The following is an 18,925-nucleotide window of genomic DNA, read 5'->3' on the forward strand; positions in this document are numbered from 1 at the left end:
TATACTATTGAATTCTAAAGTCCACGGATAAACACTATCGTAATTCTGGATTCTGAATTCTGACTCCTGAATTCTGCTGTATGTATGATAATGCTTGTAACGCTGCTTGAATAATGGAATCATACTGCGGTTGAGACACATCAACCTCTATTGCTGCTTCACGACTGGTTCCCAACAAGCCGATTGTGCGTTCTGGCTGCATAACTAGGATTTTGCCTTCAGAATTTTTGATTCTGAGTTCTGGGAAGGAATTATTTTGATAAATGCCACAAGTATACTGCCGTTGATTGTACTCAAAAGTGGCTTTGAGTGGGTTAGGTGAGGCAGTGTAAAAGATTTGAGATGAGGCTTTTGTTAATCTCACGCCGACTAATTCTAACTCGATGGTAGTATTGCCGTTAAAAGTGTTTTCGCGCAACTTGTAAGCAATATCCACTCGTTGCGGTAGAGGATAATAATCACGCCAACGCCAAGCTATCGCCTTAATTGTATATTGTTTGTCATCAATAGTTTGGGCTAATGTCACTTTAATATGACCTTTGCCTATGGTTTGCTGTTCGATAACTTGGACGTTTGGTGTCCAAAAAACTGGGTCGGGGTTATCGATACCGCAAGGATGCAACGCATTTAATTGCTGGAACAATTGGTGATTGATTTGGTTAAAGTTAGCTTGAGCATCTATTTTGAGCAGTGGCTTGAGGTGTTGCGGTTCTAGACACTGGTTAGCAAAATCAATTAAACGCGATCGCACCAATTCTAAATTTTCTGTTGGTAAAGAAAATCCACCCGCCGCTTTGTGACCGCCAAATTTGCCTAACAAGTCCCGACAATATTCCAAGGCTTCAAACACATGAAATTCAGGTATACCCCGCGCCGAACCACGGATGTGTGTTTCATCTTCATAAGTTCCAATAAATACAGGCACACCATAACGTTCCACCAAGCGAGAGGCGACAATCCCTATCACCCCATGATGCCATTCAGGTTGGATAACCAGTAATAATCGGTCTTGTGGTAAAGAGGCGATAAATTCTGATTCGACATAGGCGATCGCTTCTTGTTCAATTTCCTCGCACATTTGCTGACGGCTGGTGTTCGTTTGCTCACACTGCATTGCTCTTGTCAGTGCAACTCCCATATCATCGGTAGTCAGCAAATCAATCACCGTTTGCGGATCACCAATTCTACCAACTGCATTAATCCGGGGGCCGAGACGAAAGCCGATATCTTCTGGTTTGAGGGATTTGGGGGGAGGAGAGGGGGGAGACAAGGGAGAGGGGGTAGACAGGGGAGAGGGGGTAGACAAGGTAGCTATATTTCCCCCTTGTCCACCTTGTCCATCTTGTCCCCCTTGTCCCCCTTGTCCCCCTTGTCCCCCCTGCTTCGCTTGCACGCCGGCTATTTGAATTAAGGCTTGCACACCTGGTAACTTAGATTTAGGCAGATGCTTCAAACCACGTTTTACCCAACGACGATTGACACCAGTTAAAGGCGCTAAATCTGCAATGGTTCCCAGGGTGAATAATTCTAGCATTGGCTGAATTAAGCCTCTAGTTTCGCCTAGCTGTTGTGCGAGACAAACTGCCAGAATATAGGCTACACCTACACCAGCCACACCACGATAAGGTGAAGATTCGGTGATGAGTTTGGGGTTGAGGATAGCATCGGCTGGGGGTAATTGTTGCGGGATGTCGTGGTGGTCGGTGACAATGACTTTTACGCCGAGTTCTCTGGCTCTAGCGATGGGTTCATAAGCAGAGATACCATTATCTACAGTGAGAATGAGCTTGACACCTTCGCTGTGAAATTCTTCAACGATGCGTTTGTTAATACCGTAACCTTCGTGCATCCGACTAGGGATAGCATAATCTACCCGTGCGCCCAAAGCTCGGAGACTCCGCAATAATAATGCAGTGCTAGTCATACCATCTGCATCATAGTCGCCACAGATAGCGATTTTACTTTGAGATGCGATCGCCTCGTGCAGTAACTCCACACTCATCGCCAAATCAGGAAACTCTTCTAAAGGCGGAGGTAAAACTATTGATTCTGGTTCTAAAAATGCTTGTGCTTGTGCTGGTGTTTCAATACCACGATTAATTAATAACTGGCTGATGATGGGAGAAAGATTGATAGAAACTGCCAGTTTTTCAGCTAAATCTGTTTTTTGTGGGTAAATTTGCCAACGCTGATTCGGTAAGCGCCTGCGAATTTGTGAACGTTCAGGTAAAGGTCGGTTCAGCACAATCAAAGCAAATATAATCTAATCGCAAAATCTATATTAGCGACTAATTGCATATTAAGTACATCTGCTTTTGCAAGATGACATATAGCAGTTTGGATATTCATGAAATACTGTAGAGACGTTATATGTAACATCTCTACATAGTTGCGGGTTCTGCACTTATATAGCAGTAGCCGAGTTGGTTAGGACATCGATAAATCATACAATTTAGACACCACGAAGCTTTTAACCCCGTCACTTTTCTATTTAATTAGTCTGTAAATATTCAACTGCTGCGGCTAATTTTGAGGGGTAGGCTTCAGCAAATTTTTCAAACCATAATCCTTCGGGAGAGAAAGGATCTAATTTATCTAACCATTCTTTGGCTTGTTTTTGTAAAAGTTCTAGTTGTTGAGCTTTGATTTGTTCTTGGCGGATGCGTTCTTGTTCTAGTTCCTGCTGTCTTTGCAATTCTTCAGCTGCGGCTTGCGCTTCGATATCGGCTTTTACATCCGCCAAAATATTATCGATAATCGACTGTGACTTAGATGGCGGTGTAGAAATGAATGGTGGAACTATGTCGGGTTTTGGCTGTTGCGGTGTAGGCGCAGGTTTGGCGGGATCATATTCCGCTTTGATTTGAGCTAATAGTTTATCAATAGAGTCCATCTTTGTTACTTTTATGTGTGAGCGATCGCTAAAATGAAAGTTAACCGCAGATGCACAAGGATGCACGCGGATAAAATAATCATAATGCTGAATTGTGAGCCTAATCGTTAATAGCGTTGAGCAACACTTCAGACAAACTTAAATCTTCCATATCTTCCATTGTAATGGTGTCACAAATATCGAATTTTGCCCCAGCACCTTGCAGTTCATCATCTAATACTTTCAGAAACCGAGTTGCTTGGGGATCTGTGCCAACTTGAATAAAGGAAATTGCAAGTTCTTCATCTTTATCCATCCGCCGCGAAGCTTCGATTATGACTCGCATTACTGCTTTGCGATCATCGGGTTCACCATCAGTTACTACTAAAATTGTGTCGCCATTCGGCTTTGTTTTACCAGCCGCTTTGCGTTGAAAATAATCATCAGTGGCGTGTTTTAATACTGCGGCTAAATCGGTTGTTCCTGATGGATCATTTTCTTGGAAGATTTGGGTAACTTTACTCGCAGTTACATTTTCATAACGCTTAAATCTTCCTGAAAACACATACAAAGTAATCCCATCAGGGTCAAATTGTTCACACTTACTAGCTAAAGCCAAAGTAGATTCTTGCGCTGCAACCCAGCGACTTCTTCCACCTTTTTGGTCTGGTGTTGCCATGCTGCCACTTTTGTCAATAATTAGAGTATAGTCGCGGCTGTCTAGCATAATTAAGTTCTCCAATTAGTTATTAGTCATTTGTTATTAGTCATTGGTCATCTGGCAAAAATCAGAAATTTACTAATCATTGACTATTAACAACTCAATCGGTAATTGCATTCATCAAGACATCAGCAAGACTCATTTCTTCTAAATCATCTAAAGTGATGGTGTCGCAGATATCGAATTTTGCACCGACACCTTGCAATTGATCATCTAAAGCTTTAAGAAACTTTGTAGCTTGGGCATCTGAACCTACTTGAATCAGAGAAATGGCTAATTCTTCATCTCGCTCCAATTGACGAGAGGCTTGGATAATTACTTCAAAGACAGCTTTGCGATCGTCAGGTTCACCATCAGTAATTACTAATATTGTTTCACCGTTGGGTTTAGTTTTACCTGCTGCTTTACGTTGAAAATAATTATTGGTTGCATCTAGGAGTACAGCCGCTAGGTTGGTAGTACCAGCAGGGTCGTTTTCTTGAAAAATCTGTGTAACTTTGGCTGATGTCACATCGTCGTAACGCTTGAATCTGCCAGAAAATACATATACAGTGATCCCGTCTGGGTCAAATTGTTCGCATTTGCGTGCTAAAGCTAAAGTAGACTCTTGGGCTATCTCCCATCTACTTCTACCGCCTGCCTGATCAGGTGTAGACATACTACCGCTTTTGTCTAGGATTAATGTATAGTCGCGATCGCTCATCATATTTTCCTTGTAAATTGTTCTGTTGTGCTACTAGTCTAGTCTACGAGTCTTGTGACTCGGCAAGCCTTTTAGGTATAAATTAACAGAATTACTAAATATTATAAATAATGTAATTTTGAAAACTCAGTATTCGTTGATTGCCATAATTCCAGGTTACTCCGGTGTATTCTCATTTGAGCAAGTACAGATGAAATTCAGTATTGTTTAGTAGAAGTTTGCAATGACTAAAATCATCTATCTCTGGGATAGTAAATTACATCTCGCACCTGGGCTAAATGCGGATAAATTATCTCATCTTGTGCTATTGAAATGAAATATCTATATCACAGAGTTGATGAGAATCTTCTCACCAATTATTCATGTTTTTTTCATCCATAAGTTCAAGTATAGACATTAAGGAAGAAACAAGGAATTTCAGCTTGCTTTCTGACTACTAGTACAGGTCTGTGGAAATAAATTTTTTTATTTCAGACTTCAGCCTTTTTGTACTAGTCTATCTTGTACTTAATAGTAGAGTTGCACATGAATCCTAAAATTATTCTTGGTTTACTTGTTGGTGCTAGTTTCGGCTTGTTTTTACCTGTAGGAAGTCAATCGGTTCAGGCTGCTAGTCTTGCATCACTATCTGAGTTAAAACCTACATCTTCCATTGAATTTGGTGTAGTTGACCTAGCAGGTAGCGAATCTGCTGAACTAATCTTAGCGGATAATAGTGAGCGCAGACGCAACCGTAACCGCAGTAGTAACAGTAATAGCAATAGCAACAGCAACAGCAATAGCAATAGCAATAGCAATAGCAACAGCAATAGCAATAGCAACAGTGATAGTGGAGATGATGATGATGATGATTAGAATTTGGAGCTAAAAAGCTCATCATCATGAGAGTGTTTGAGAATTAAAGTTCTGAGTTTGACAGTCTTACAAGGGGCATTAATTGATATAGCCATCCTAAATAGTTTACCAATATCTCTATTTTTTCTTTTGTTTACATATCAAATAGGGATGCTATACGATGCCCCTTTTTTATTAATAAATAAATTGATGAATCGAAAGCAGCTTTTGACAATATTCATCTGATATGAAAAATTTACAAGAACTACTAGCAGACTTTCCAGTAGATAAATTTTTTACGGAGTTCTGGACAAAAAAAGCAATTCATATTTCAAGTGACAATTCTCAAAGATGGCAAAAAATTTTTTCGTGGCAAGATTTAAATGAATTACTGAATTATCACAAACTCAAAGAACCAGATTTACGCTTTTCGATGAATGGTAAATCTCTCCCAGAGACACGGAATCGGCAAGAGTGGAGCGATCGCCTGCGTCAAGGCGCTACACTAATTATCAATGGTGTACATCATCGAATACCGGCTGTCGCTGAACTCGCAGCAAATATGCGCCATGAAATTGGCTATGAAACCCACGTTAATTTATATTGTTCGCCAGCCAAACAGCAAGGGTTTGATTGTCACTACGACACTCATGATGTCTTTATTTTGCAAATTGAGGGTGAAAAACAATGGTTTGTTTATGAACCAACAGTTTTATATCCTACCGCAGATATGCCATCATCAAAACAGCAGCAACCACAACAGCCGCCTTATTTAGAATGTGTGTTGCAGGCTGGAGATTTATTGTACATCCCTAAAGGACATTGGCACTATGCTGTGGCTTGCGAACAGCCATCTCTTCATCTGACTGTTGGGATTGAATGTCAAACAGGACTTGATTGGCTTGATTGGCTGATCAAAGATTTATGTGAAAATGTCAGTTGGCGGCAAAGTTTACCCGCGATCGCTAATAGCAATACAAATGTGATAGAACAACAGTTAAGTGCATTGCGTCAGCATTTAATTGCGACTTTACAGCAACCTGATATTTTCCAAAGATATATAGAATCGTTAAATTATCAACATCAACCGCAGCTATTAGTTAGTTTACCCGCTCAAATGGGAAATAATATTTTTCCGAATTTATTTACAACTCAGTTTATTTGGTCGCCACTACACAGGATTCGGATTAAACAAATTGATGATGGACAATATCAAGTGCGCGTTGGTTCTAAACAAATTGACCTTAAAGCCATACCAGAAAACTTAGTAGAAAATTTATTTAATTGTGATGAATTTAGCTTATTTGATATTGCTGACTGGTCGCCAGATTTGGATTTAGAAGGTGACATTATTCCCCTAATTACACGTCTTGTAACTGAAGGAATTTTGTTAGTTAAGTAAAACCCAAAACCATTTAGAGACGTTACATGTAACGTCTCTAAATTTACCGCTTGGTGAGTGTAGCCGAACCGCTACCTCCTGCTGTATTAGCAAATTTCTTCTAAATTAAGCCACTCATCATAAGATGAGTCATAACCAACATAATGCACAAAGTATTGCTGACCGCGAATTTCTTCAATTGTGGCAGTATACCATTCTTCGTTTTCATCATCCCAGCATTTGACTTTTTGACCTACAGCAAATCCATTATCATCAGATGATTCAATGTCACGAATCCGAACATCTTGTTCACCAACCCACTCATCAGAAGATGAACCATAGCCAATGTAATTGATAAAGAATTGGTCGTCTTTAATTTTCTGAATTGTGGCTTTATACCATTCTTCGTCTTCTTCGTCCCAGACTTCTACGGTGCTATTTACTGCATACTGGCTGGTATCTGATTTAGATTTGGTTGCAGATGCGGTATCTTGTTTTTGTGGTTTTTTGGCTTCTTCGGCGATTTCGGCTTTGACTAGAGGGTGAGCTTGTAAAATGATGGTGCGGGCAACAGATTGAATACCCGTATGCTCAAAATAATTTGTAGTTTGATCTAAGACTGCGGCTACAAAGTCTAAATTATCGTCAGCAATCTGCACAAAACTACTCAAACCACTAGCAACTGACTGGGGTGTGATTCCAGTCTTGGCGACAAGGCCATTCATCCAGCCTTGGACTGAGTTAAAGGCTTGGGAAAGAAAACCAACTTTATCAGCCGGGCTATTTCCAGGTAAAGAACTATTAACAGCTTGGAATACAGGGTTTTGAGCGATCGCATCACTAGCATTAGCACCACCAATAATTTCCTGAATTTTAATCAGAAAGTCGGGGCCTAAAGGTAAAATACCATCGATACATACCAATGCAGCCATCCGCATCAGGGAAGCATTTTGATAATTATTCGCTAAGGTATTAGCAAATTCTTGGGGGTTCGGTTGGGGAATCCCGTTGATTTTACAGAAGGCGATAATTTCGACAGCAATCTTGAGAACTAAGTCAATTGTTTGGGTGACATCGGCTTTAGGGGTAATGTTATTCAAAAAAGAGAGAAAACTAATTTTTTCGCCCACTTTGTTAGCTAAAGCCGCAGTTCCCATTGCTGCATCGGCTTTGTCGATGATTTGATACAGTTTGACAGCAGCTTGATAACCGTTTTGTGGATCTAAGTATATGCGATCGGCGCGATCGCGGATTCTTTGAATCACATTCGCATCAGTTTCGCCAGTAATCGCACGCACAGTATTATCAAATCCCACCAAATTATCCCACTGTCCCGGCGCTACATAATCCAGGGCTTTGAGAACTTTGACAGTAATATTGTCGCTGGGTAACTCATCAACTAACTGAACAATGGATTTATCCATGAGAAGTCCTTGTGAAACAAAACCTTAATTGCTAGAGTTCCCTAACTAGAGATAAAAGTAACTTTCTTGGGACTGGGTGTAGGGGTAAGCTATCAAAAAAGCACTGTAAAATATTTGCATAAGCTTCTAAATCCACAAGCGACATTTTATCTATCATGGTTCTAGCCGCACCTCAGCGCCAAAACCCTGTTGTCACTTGGGAAAAACTCCCAGATGATTTTATTCTGCCCGATGATCCAGTGGAAAATATTCAACAGCCTTTTTTAGCAGCAGCTTTAACAGAAGCACTAGCTACAGCCAATCGCATTCAACCAGAAATGCTAGTTGCATCTAACTTTGGCATCGTTGCTAGTATTAATCAAAAAACCGTTGTTAAAGCACCTGATTGGCTATATATACCCCGTGTTTCACCAGTGGGTATAGGTGTGATTCGGCGCAGCTATACACCCAACATCGAAGGTGAAAATGTGGCTGTGGTGATGGAATTTTTATCAGATACCGATAACGGCGAATATTCAATTCGTCCCACCTTTCCCTATGGGAAACTCTATTTTTACGAACAAATATTACAAGTTCCCGTTTATGTAATTTTTAATCCTTACGAAGTCAGCTTAGAAGTTCTGCGTTTGGAAAATGGGCGATACGTTGTGCAGCAACCAACAGAATCAGGACAATTTTGGATTCCTGAATTGGACTTGTTTTTAGGAATTTGGCGCGGAACTCGCTTAGGGATGAATATTTATTGGTTGCGATGGTGGGATGAAGCAGGTAATTTGTTGCTGTGGAGTTCCGAACAAGCCGAACAAGAACGCCAACGTGCAGAACAAGAACGCCAACGTGCGGAACAAGAACGTCAACGTGCGGAACAAGAACATCAGCGTGCGGAACAAGAACGCCAACGCGCCGATGATGCGATCGCACAATTGGAAATTGAACGTCAGCGTCAAGCAGCTTTACTAGCAAAACTACGAGAATTGGGCATAGATGCCGAGTGATATCGTGTCTAGTAAAAGATTTATCATCCAGGCCGCAGGGGTGCAGGGGGAGTGTGGGGAGAGAGGGGAGTGTGGGGGGAAAGATTTCTTCACCATCCTCCCACACTTCCCACACCTCCCACACCTCCCACACTTCCCACACCTCCCACACCTCCCACACTTCCCACACTTCCCACACCTCCCACACCTCCCACACCTCCCACACCTCCCACACCTCCCACACCTCCCACACCTCCCACACCTCCCACACCTCCCACACCTCCCACAAAAAAACTCCCTCAGATGAACTGAAGGAGGTGTGAGAAGGAGTCTTTAGTGATGAAACATTTATGCGGGGTTAGTTAAAGCTTGTCCTTGCAAAAGTTGAATAATTGCTGCTTTTTCTAAAATCCCCACGAGTACGCCATTTTCTCGAATGACAGCTAAAGCCGAGAGTTTTTGTTGTTCTAGTAGCTGGATGACTTCTAAGAGGGGTTGATCTGATTTTACTGTGGTGGATGCAGCAACTGGGCGCATGATTTCTTTAACTTGAGTTTCTGTCCACAGAGTTGTCGGAATTTTTCGCAAGTCATCGAGTGTAACCGCACCAACTAATTGTTCTGCATCATCTGTCACTAAGAAGCGTTTCCAGTCTTGTTTGTGCAGAATTTGTTCATCAGCAAATTCTCTCAGGCTGAGGTTTGCAGAAATGATTGGGCTATTGCTGTTGACAGCATCTGCGGCTGTTAAACCATCAAGTTTTGCTTGGACTCTAGCAAATTGGGCTGCATTTCCAGCATTTTGTAACAGGAAGAAGCCGATTAATAAATTCCAGAAGTTAGCTACACTGCCAAAAAATACCAGTGGCAGTATACCAGAAGCGATCGCCACCCAACCAAACACCTGTCCAACTCGGCTGGCGAAGGTCACACCTTTGTAGGGATTACCTGTAATTTTCCACACCAGAGCTTTGAGGACATTACCACCATCCAAAGGTAAGCCAGGAATCAAGTTAAACAGTGCTAAAGCCAAGTTAACGGAAGCTAAAACACCAAGAACTGCTGCTAGTGGCCCCGATACAGGCGTTGTCACACCAATTACTGTGACGATGCCACACAATAATAAACTGACTAACGGCCCAGCGATCGCAATCCAAAAAGCTCCGGCTGGCGTTTTCGATTCTTTTTCTAAGTTCGCCAAACCACCAAAGATAAACAATGTGATGGATTTAACATCAATTCCTTGGCGCAAAGCGACAAAACTATGTCCTAATTCATGGGCGACGACAGAAGCAAACAATAACAGCGCCGTCATCAATCCTAGTAGCAACGCTAACCCCCCAGATAGATAGGGAAACTGGGCTGAAAGTCCACTACTATAGCTCCAGGTTACTAAGCCAAAAACCAAAAACCATGACGGATGGATGTAAAACGGAATCCCGAAGAGATTACCAACGCGAATTGTGCCATTCATGTCGTTCACCTTTGAAAGCTGCCGAGAGATTTAATTTTTCCTCTCGATGTCTTTAGTGTAACGAAACGTAACAAATATTAAAATCAATCAAGAGTTGTGCTTACCGTCCTGAAAGGTGCGGTTTACCAATTTTGGATTCTGCCTCCTGAATTGAAAGAGGGTGTAAGGGTATGGGAGTGTAGGGTAAGGATATCTTTCATCTATGACTGTGAAATTTTTTCATCGGGACTGCCCTAATCTCTAAGCCTTCACTGCGGCTTCGGCTTGGGAATGTAATAACAAACCATATTCCAAACCCTCAACCACTGCTTGATAAGAAGCCGCCAAGATATTTGTCGAAACGCCGATAGTTGTCCAGCGTTGATGACCATTACCTGATTCTACTAAGGCTCTGGTTTTGGCAGCTGTGCCGGCGTGTCCGTCGAGAATCCGCACTTTGTAATCTGTCAATTCAAAGCTGGCGAGTTGGGGATAAAAATTGACTAAAGCTTTGCGTAAGGCACTATCTAATGCTGCAACGGGGCCGTTACCTTCAGCAGCTTCTAAGATATTCTGACCGTTAACAGCGACTTTGACGGTAGCTAAAGCACTGCTGGTTTCTTTCCCTTCTACCAAGTCACAGTGTACTTGAAAGCCTTTGACCTCAAAAAATTCTTGCCGCGCCCCTAACGCTTCATACATTAACAGGGCAAAACTCGCTTCGGCGGCTTCAAATTGATAACCTTGACTTTCTAATTGTTTGAGGCGTTGAAGAATTTGTTTTGCTTCTGGTGTTTGCTTATCTAATTCAATGCCAAAGGTGCGGGCTTTGGCTAAGACATTACTCAGTCCTGCTTGTTCCGAAATGACTATCCGCCGACGGTTCCCGACGGTTTCTGGCTGGATGTGTTCGTAAGTCAGGGGGTTACGTTGCACTGCGGAAACATGGACACCGCCTTTATGGGCAAAAGCCGAACGTCCGACAAATGGCGCGTGTTCATCAGGCGCAAGATTGACTACTTCACTGACAAAACGGCTGGCTTCTGTGACTTGAGTAAGCTGGTGTTCTGTGATACAGCTATAACCCATTTTTAGCTGTAAGTTGGGAATTAAAGAACAAAGGTTGGCATTGCCGCAGCGTTCACCATATCCATTTATTGTTCCTTGTACCATTGTTGCCCCAGCCATGACAGCCGCTAGGGCATTAGCTACGGCTAGATCACAATCGTTATGCGTGTGGATGCCGATTTGGGGAGTTGTCATTGTTTTTTGACAAGTGACAGATAACAAATGACTTTTAACAGTTGTCACACTTTCGCTGACTTCATGAGGCAAAGTTCCGCCATTTGTATCACATAAAACTAACCATTCTGCACCAGATGCGATCGCTGCCTCTAACGTTTGTAAAGCATAATCTCGATTATGTTTGTAACCATCAAACCAATGTTCGGCATCGTAAATCACGCGCCGCCCATGTGAGCGAAAATACTCGATAGTGTCGCGGATCATGGCCAAATTTTCTTCTAAAGTTGTCTTGAGACCTTCGGTAACGTGTAAATCCCAAGATTTGCCAAAAATTGTCACCCACCGAGAACCCGCAGTTAAAATTGCTTGCAACATTGGTTCAGCCGCAGCCACAGTATTGGGGCGACGTGTAGAACAAAATGCCACAATTTCTGCTTGTTTGAGCGGATCTTCTTGGAGTTGCCAGAAAAACTGAACATCCTTGGGGTTAGCGCCAGGCCAACCACCTTCAATGAAGGGAATACCCAGTTGGTCTAATCTTTTAGCAATGCGTAGCTTGTCTTCAATAGACACTGATAGCCCTTCGCATTGAGTGCCATCCCGTAATGTTGTGTCATAAAGCCAAATTTGAGGAGAGGGATTTGTGGTCATAAGACAAGATCATGCGAGACAACTGTAGAGGAAATGTGCCAATATACTACAAAAAGCCGGTTCGTTAATTTAAATATGCCCAAAGTACTAACACAGGGTACGAACAATACGTTGGTCTGGCGCTGTATTCCATACTGGATGCAGTTAAATTAAGGCTTGTATGAAGAATTTGGGTTTTAAGTTACGAAAAGTTTTGCAACAAAATCGTGTTGACCTCTAAAATGGCGGTGCAGAAACAAAAAACAGTCAGTTAGTTAGTAGTGATGGTATGAGTGTGATCGATCAAGTGATGTATTGACTGTGAATTAGCGTCACAAAAGCAGCGATCGCTTCTTTCCCATTCTCCTACAATAGACCTGCATTTAGCCGCTCAGACAGAGGATTTTACGGATTATTGGATCAGGGATATCGAATAAGAAAGGAAATCAAAAGGTTAGGTTACACAAGGAGAAAAACAATATGGGTAGATGGACACCGCTTATTCTCATGGGTGGAGGCTTGGCAATTTTATTAGGTACATTGCTAGGCATTAACTTTCCAATGGGTGGAGGGCAACAAACTGCCAGTAATAATGCTCCCGGCGGCAAAACCTCGCGCGTTCTCCCAGCTAATATTAATGTTAATAGCACTGCCCCCAGCAGAGGTAGCCGTGGCTTAAGCGAAGACAGAGCCAGCACTCCTCAAGAAGATAATGTTCCCACAGAAGCTAGAGGCAGCAGAAGCGTTAGACAAGAAAATTTAAACACCAACACAACTGAGCGCCGCACCAGCGTTGCTCAAAATACAACTCCCAGCGAATCATTTTCAACTCCTGACAATACATCAGAGCCAACTACGAGAGAAGTACAATCAACCGAAAGTCAGTCAACTGATACAACCACCAGTGAGAATGAGTCTACTAGAGAGCCAATTCGGGCTTTGTGGTAGGAAGAGACGAGGGAGACAAGGGAGACAAGGGAGACGAGGAAGAAATCTTTCTACCTTGTCTACCCCCTCTACCTTGTCTACTCCCTTTCAGCACTCAGCACTCAGCACTCAGCACTCAAAACTCAGCACTCAAAACTCAGCACTCAAAACTCAGCACTCAAAACTAGTCATTGGTTACAAGTTATTAGTTATAAGTTATGTAGTTGTGTACTAATGATCAATGGCTAATAACCAATGACTAATGACTAATGACTAGCGATGTTTTAATTATTGGTGGCGGTGTTATTGGCTTGGCGATCGCCGTCGAACTTAAATTGCGCGGGACAAATGTCACCGTGCTTTGTCGTGATTTCCAGGCTGCTGCTACTTATGCTGCTGCTGGCATGTTAGCACCAGATGCAGAAATTATCCAAGATGAGATGATGGGGAAGTTGTGCAGGCGATCGCGTGCCTTATACCCAGAATGGACAAGCAAACTTGAAGATTTAACAGGGATTAATCCTGGTTACTGGGCTTGTGGCATTCTTGCGCCTGTTTATCAACCACCAAAGTCTGCTGCGGCTGGTGATTCACCTGCTTATTGGTTAGATCAAACCGCCATTCATCAATATCAGCCAGGGTTGAGTAATGATGTCGTCGGTGGCTGGTGGTATCCTGAAGATGCTCAAGTTGATAATCGAGCATTAGCCCAAGCACTCAGAACTGCGGCTCAATCCCTCGGCATTGAAATCAAAGATAACATCACAGTTGCAGGATTAATCCAACAGCAAGGACAAGTCATCGGCGTACAAACCAACCAAGGCGTAATTCGTGCCGGTCACTATGTTTTAGCGGCTGGTGCTTGGTCTAGTGAATTGTTACCTTTGCCTGTAACTCCCCGCAAAGGGCAAATGTTGAGTATTCGCTTACCTGACTTTGTGCCGGAATTGCCTTTGCGACGGGTGTTATTTGGCGAAAATATTTACATCGTACCCCGGCGCGATCGCTCGATTATTTTGGGTGCGACTAGCGAAGATGTGGGTTTTACCCCCAATAACACCCCCGCAGGTATCCAATCTTTACTTCAGCAAGCGATTCGCCTCTATCCCCAATTACAAGATTATTCCATTCAGGAATTTTGGTGGGGTTTTCGTCCGGCTACCCCAGATGAGTTACCAATTCTCGGCACTAGCCACTGTGCAAACTTGACTTTGGCTACAGGTCATTATCGCAACGGCATTTTACTAGCGCCTGTGACAGCAGCCTTAATTGCTGATTTAATCTGTGAACAAAAATCAGATTCTTTATTGTCACATTTCCATTATTCTCGGTTTCATACCCAGCCATCTACCGCCCCTATGCTCACTCACTCTGCCAATTTTACCAACGGCGATCGCCCCTCCCCCCTCCCAAATTCCAAATTACTGAACGCAGTCGAAGTCAACTCACCACTCCCCGACTCCCCACTGGTAATTGCAGGTAAAACCTTCCAATCTCGCTTGATGACAGGAACCGGCAAATATCGCTCCATTGCAGAAATGCAGCAAAGTATTGTTGCTAGTGGTTGTGAAATTGTCACCGTCGCAGTGCGGCGAGTTCAAACCAAAACCCCAGGACATGAAGGATTAGCAGAAGCACTGGATTGGTCAAAAATTTGGATGTTACCAAATACGGCTGGTTGTCAAACTGCCGAAGAAGCAATTCGTGTTGCCCGTTTGGGTCGAGAAATGGCAAAATTGCTAGGGCAGGAAGATAATAATTTTGTGAAATTAGAAGTTATACCCGATGCCAAATATTTACTTCCTGACCCGATTGGGACACTGCAAGCGGCTGAACAACTTGTAAAAGAAGGGTTTGCGGTATTGCCGTATATCAATGCTGACCCAATGTTAGCCAAACGCTTAGAAGATGTTGGCTGTGCAACAGTCATGCCTTTAGCATCACCCATCGGTTCGGGACAAGGATTAAAAACCACCGCCAATATCCAAATCATTATTGAAAACGCTAAAGTGCCGGTTGTGGTAGATGCAGGTATTGGTTCACCTTCCGAAGCTTCTCAAGCAATGGAATTAGGCGCAGATGCCTTATTAATTAATAGTGCGATCGCTCTAGCCCAAAATGCCCCAGCAATGGCTTACGCAATGAATTTAGCAACCGTCGCTGGTCGTTTAGCATACCTCGCCGGTCGAATGCCCATCAAATCTTATGCTAGTGCTAGTTCACCTGTGACGGGAACTATTAATTAATTCAGATCCCCGACTTTTTAGACGACACAGACTGTATCTTCTAAGAGGATGTTTGAAAAGTATTGGGCGAATAGAATTCGCTACTACACAAGCAAAGTCCACACTTCGACCCTTCTCCTGCCGGAGACGCTACGCGAACGACAAGCTCAGGGCATATCGCAAGCTCAGTGACCGCCTACGTGGACTAACACAAAATCAAGGTTTTCAAACCCACCTACGTGGGTTTCGTCTGTGTAGCCGCGATTTCCAATCGCCCGGTGAGTAATAATTTAGACTTTCCAAACATCCTCTAATACCAATTTGAAAAATGATTGCGACAAATGGGTTACTGAAAAGCTCACCAGTAAGCAATTTCCCAATCCAAAATCCAAAATCTAAAATCCAAAATGGTATAAGAAGTCGGGGATCTGTTTGTTCAGTAAACTTATGTCGATTCTGGTAACTGAATGCTCTTTTGTCGAGTACCATACAGTTCTATGAATCGTTTAAACAATAACATTGTTTCATGCTTAGAAGCAGAATTTATATTAAACAAACGCTCGATATTTGTGTCCGCTAAAGCCTGTAAATATGGTAAATCTTCAAAAAGTGTCAAACAAGTGGCGCAGTGTAAAACAAATTGCAATATCGGCTTCGGCCAATCTAAATCACTATAAATATCGATAAATAATTGATGTTCTTTTTCATTTATAGGGAAAGCGTGAAAGAGGACAACGATTCTTTTATCGTTATATGCAGGAATGCTCAGTTCAATAGTATAGGGAGTATGTAAAATTAAATCTACTTCTACTATTGGTTGCCGCCAAAATCTTAACAGATTCATATTTGGTTGCAACATGGTATTAAATTTCAGCACTCCCCCGATATGAGTTGTTTGGAATTGACTGATACTCAAAACCTTTAAACTATTGAGGCTGAATTTATGAACGGTTTCTAAGTGTTTTAAGTTCAGTAGGTGATAGATTTGGCAATAGTAAGGAAAAGGTAAAATATAATCTTGGCTAATCATGTGTCGCTTCTTCAACCTAAGCTTCAGGGCTTGGCTGCGACTGAGATATTCTGCATATTCATTCGGCTCAACATCATTGCTGGTTAAACTTTCCTCTGGTTTTAAATAAATCCAACTCACAAAAAAGAGGCAAGTCATCAATAGTTGCAATATCTCTATTGGTGATAAATTTCCATCTGACAACATCGCAAAACTTCTGTCTGTGATGGCAAATAACCATGATGGAATACCTATCATCCAAACACAACTTTTGATTTGATCTAATGCTAGAGCTATTTCTACCTTTGTTGATGCTTGATTAGAATTATCTGTATCAGTATCATGATTTTTATTTCTGGTTTTCAAGCAATTAACAGACATAGTATTTTAATGAAGATATTGTTAGTAGATGAATATTTTCAACTACTTGTATCCTAATGATTGAAAATACAGACGTACTCTATCATTAGCTGTAAATATCCGTTAAATATGCCTAAATTCAATTAAAAATAATGTCTGGAGCTAATTAATTTGATAGAGATGAGTACAATTGCCTGTTATTAGTCAGTTAGCTTGTTTTTTCTATTCTAACTACAGTTTTATTGATGCTGCGATCGCCCAAACATAAAAAATAAATTAAATGGCAATTTACGTAAGATAATTTTTTGTGCTACATTGAGTTACAAGGTAATAATACATCTGCTCAACTATGGTTCGGGTTCTGTATACCCGACTGGTGCGCCAACCTCTGGATTGAGTGTATACCGTAGAGCAATGGCTTGTTACTCCATTGATTGATTAGCTCAGTGGTAGAGCATCCGAGGTACTCGGCTAGTCGTAGGTTCGATTCCTACATCAAACACCCGAAAGTTAGCTCACTGGTAGAGCAATCGACTCTTAATCGATGTGTTGCAGGTTCAATTCCTGTACTTTCTCCCACCTTGTCTAGGTTAAAAGACAAATTTGCGGAATAGAGCAGTTGGTTAGCTCGTTGGGCCTGTCCCCAAAGATCAGTGGTTCAAATCCACTTTCTGCCACCAAAACCCTGTCCGGGTTAAAAGACACTATCCTGTCACGATAGCTAATTGAATTTGAGTAAAAACTCTGCATTGTAGGTTGACTACTAATATTACTTAGTGATGTTGGTAGTCACAGTTAAGGAGCCTGTGCAAATGTTTTCGCCTTAACTTGAGTATGTCCTTCGTTTACCTCCAGTTTTCTGGAATGGGCAAACTGAACGATATATTTGAGCGTTGCTGTCTTTTTTGAGATTATCTTTGGGTAGTTTCAAGAAAGTAGTAACAATCTTAATCCAGTTTTGGAGATACATTTGCCCGCAACTAAACTGTAAAAACCTACATTTGCAGAGTTTTAAAATGAGTTTTCAAAAGCATACTCAAAACAATATTGAACAGTTAAAAAAATACAATTTAGGTGTCTATGATAATGCCGAGCAGATTGCATCGGCTATGGAAATTAGTATTGATAAACTGCGGTTTCTTACCTTTACTTCTAAAACTTCTCAGATTTCACATTATATTTACTTTAAAACTGCCAAAAAACTTGCAGGCGATCGCATTATTTCTGCACCATTGCCTGATTTAAAACGCGCTCAATACTGGATTTTGCAGAATATCTTACAAAAAATTACCATTCATGACGCTGCACATGGTTTTTGCGGCGATCGCTCCATTATTACTAATGCTAATCCCCATGTTGGTGCAGAAATAATTATTAATATCGACTTGCAAGATTTTTTCTCAGCTATTACATATCAGCGTGTTAAAGGACTATTTCAATCGTTTGGTTATACTTCATCTGTAGCTACAATTTTTGGTTTATTATGTACCGCGCCTGTAGTGGAAGAACACAACTTAGATAATAAAACAGACTTTGTGGAACTTAAGCAACGTCATCTTCCCCAAGGTTCTCCAGCCAGCCCTGCAATTACCAATATTATTTGTCGTAATTTAGATCAGCGTTTGTGTGCGATCGCAGAAAAATTTGGGTTTAGATACACTCGCTATGTTGATGATTTAACATTTTCCGCATCAGGTGAGAATCTGAAACATACCAAAAATATCATCAAGCAAATTCAGTCAATTATCTCTGACGAAGGATTTGCCATCAATCCCGACAAAACCCGCATTTTACGAAACTCTCAACAGCAAGAAGTTACAGGTATTATCGTTAATCAAAAAATTAATGTCCCTCGGAAAAAGTTAAAAAGTTTCCGTGCAACTTTACATCAAATAGAAAATGAAGGCTTAGAAGGTAAGCATTGGGGTAACTCATCCAACCTCATCGCTTCTATCACCGGATTTGCCAACTTTGTCGCAATGGTTAACCCCGAAAAAGGTGCAGAGTTTCAACAACAAATTCAGCGTATTCAAGAAAAATATGGCAAGAATAATACCATTTCACTCTAAACATGATACAGATAGGCAAGCAGCGCCTCGACTCCGCTCGGCGACCGGAAACAAAGGTGTAGAGGAAGTGATTTGTATCAGTAATTTCGTGAATTGGTA

Annotated in this window: 15 protein-coding genes and 2 tRNA genes; 8 read left to right on the forward strand and 9 right to left on the reverse strand. The window is 41.7% G+C overall.

What is annotated here, in order from left to right:
* Positions 1-34 precede the first annotated feature (34 nt).
* The 4 genes from H6G28_RS00580 to H6G28_RS00595 all read right to left on the reverse strand — a co-directional run bounded on the left by H6G28_RS00580 (position 35) and on the right by H6G28_RS00595 (position 4,299).
* The gene (locus H6G28_RS00580; protein WP_190668140.1) at positions 35-2,245 is read right to left on the reverse strand and encodes a single-stranded-DNA-specific exonuclease RecJ; all 2,211 of its coding nucleotides are present in this window, start codon (positions 2,243-2,245) and stop codon (positions 35-37) included.
* 246 nt (positions 2,246-2,491) lie between these two features.
* Complete coding sequence (locus tag H6G28_RS00585; RefSeq protein ID WP_190588299.1) at positions 2,492-2,893, reverse strand: salt stress protein, Slr1339 family; 402 nt, start codon at positions 2,891-2,893, stop codon at positions 2,492-2,494.
* A 100-nt stretch (positions 2,894-2,993) separates the two neighbouring features.
* Positions 2,994-3,599: a vWA domain-containing protein gene (locus tag H6G28_RS00590; protein ID WP_190588298.1), complete on the reverse strand. Its 606-nt coding sequence runs from the start codon at positions 3,597-3,599 to the stop codon at positions 2,994-2,996.
* A 94-nt stretch (positions 3,600-3,693) separates the two neighbouring features.
* A complete protein-coding gene (locus tag H6G28_RS00595) occupies positions 3,694-4,299 on the reverse strand; it encodes a vWA domain-containing protein (RefSeq protein WP_190588297.1) in 606 nt (201 codons plus the stop codon).
* A gap of 522 nt (positions 4,300-4,821) precedes the next feature.
* Between H6G28_RS00595 and H6G28_RS00600 the strand changes: the two genes are divergently transcribed.
* Entirely contained in the window at positions 4,822-5,151 is a 330-nt protein-coding gene (locus tag H6G28_RS00600) for a hypothetical protein (RefSeq protein ID WP_190668142.1), read from the forward strand.
* Positions 5,152-5,377: 226 nt separating this feature from the next.
* The gene (locus H6G28_RS00605) at positions 5,378-6,532 is read left to right on the forward strand and encodes a cupin domain-containing protein (RefSeq protein WP_190668145.1); all 1,155 of its coding nucleotides are present in this window, start codon (positions 5,378-5,380) and stop codon (positions 6,530-6,532) included.
* An 86-nt stretch (positions 6,533-6,618) separates the two neighbouring features.
* Here H6G28_RS00605 and H6G28_RS00610 read toward each other — a convergent pair whose 3' ends face one another.
* Positions 6,619-7,935, reverse strand: coding sequence for a Tudor-knot domain-containing protein (locus H6G28_RS00610; protein ID WP_190588294.1), 1,317 nt, complete (start codon positions 7,933-7,935; stop codon positions 6,619-6,621).
* A 155-nt stretch (positions 7,936-8,090) separates the two neighbouring features.
* Here H6G28_RS00610 and H6G28_RS00615 point away from each other — a divergent pair, with 155 nt between their 5' ends.
* Positions 8,091-8,930, forward strand: coding sequence for a Uma2 family endonuclease (locus H6G28_RS00615; protein ID WP_190668147.1), 840 nt, complete (start codon positions 8,091-8,093; stop codon positions 8,928-8,930).
* An 89-nt stretch (positions 8,931-9,019) separates the two neighbouring features.
* Here the strand turns inward: H6G28_RS00615 and H6G28_RS36620 are convergent, their stop codons facing one another.
* The 3 genes from H6G28_RS36620 to cimA all read right to left on the reverse strand — a co-directional run bounded on the left by H6G28_RS36620 (position 9,020) and on the right by cimA (position 12,257).
* The gene (locus tag H6G28_RS36620) at positions 9,020-9,196 is read right to left on the reverse strand and encodes a hypothetical protein (protein ID WP_242054425.1); all 177 of its coding nucleotides are present in this window, start codon (positions 9,194-9,196) and stop codon (positions 9,020-9,022) included.
* Positions 9,197-9,257: 61 nt separating this feature from the next.
* On the reverse strand, positions 9,258-10,382 hold the full coding sequence (locus tag H6G28_RS00625; protein WP_190668851.1) for a site-2 protease family protein: 1,125 nt from the start codon (positions 10,380-10,382) through the stop codon (positions 9,258-9,260).
* Between the two features lie 240 nt (positions 10,383-10,622).
* On the reverse strand, positions 10,623-12,257 hold the full coding sequence (gene cimA / locus H6G28_RS00630) for a citramalate synthase (RefSeq protein ID WP_190668151.1): 1,635 nt from the start codon (positions 12,255-12,257) through the stop codon (positions 10,623-10,625).
* 459 nt (positions 12,258-12,716) lie between these two features.
* Between cimA and H6G28_RS00635 the strand changes: the two genes are divergently transcribed.
* Both H6G28_RS00635 and thiO read left to right on the forward strand, forming a co-directional pair.
* Positions 12,717-13,184 carry a hypothetical protein gene (locus tag H6G28_RS00635; RefSeq protein ID WP_190588290.1) on the forward strand — a complete coding sequence of 156 codons (468 nt, stop codon included), beginning with the start codon at positions 12,717-12,719 and terminating at the stop codon, positions 13,182-13,184.
* Between the two features lie 248 nt (positions 13,185-13,432).
* The gene (gene thiO / locus H6G28_RS00640; RefSeq protein ID WP_190668154.1) at positions 13,433-15,409 is read left to right on the forward strand and encodes a glycine oxidase ThiO; all 1,977 of its coding nucleotides are present in this window, start codon (positions 13,433-13,435) and stop codon (positions 15,407-15,409) included.
* A 424-nt stretch (positions 15,410-15,833) separates the two neighbouring features.
* On the opposite strand, the gene H6G28_RS00645 is transcribed toward thiO, so the two are convergent.
* On the reverse strand, positions 15,834-16,778 hold the full coding sequence (locus H6G28_RS00645) for a hypothetical protein (RefSeq protein WP_190668157.1): 945 nt from the start codon (positions 16,776-16,778) through the stop codon (positions 15,834-15,836).
* Positions 16,779-17,189: 411 nt separating this feature from the next.
* Here H6G28_RS00645 and H6G28_RS00650 point away from each other — a divergent pair.
* The 3 genes from H6G28_RS00650 (at position 17,190) to H6G28_RS00660 (ending at position 18,826) form a co-directional block, all read left to right on the forward strand.
* Positions 17,190-17,259, forward strand: a tRNA-Tyr gene (locus H6G28_RS00650).
* Between the two features lie 2 nt (positions 17,260-17,261).
* A tRNA-Lys gene (locus tag H6G28_RS00655) sits at positions 17,262-17,336 on the forward strand.
* Positions 17,337-17,773: 437 nt separating this feature from the next.
* Positions 17,774-18,826, forward strand: a complete 1,053-nt coding sequence (locus H6G28_RS00660; protein WP_190668160.1) for a reverse transcriptase family protein — start codon at positions 17,774-17,776, stop codon at positions 18,824-18,826.
* Positions 18,827-18,925: the final 99 nt, after the last annotated feature.

This window comes from Nostoc sp. FACHB-190 (genome assembly GCF_014696905.1).
Lineage (GTDB): Bacteria > Cyanobacteriota > Cyanobacteriia > Cyanobacteriales > Nostocaceae > Nostoc_B.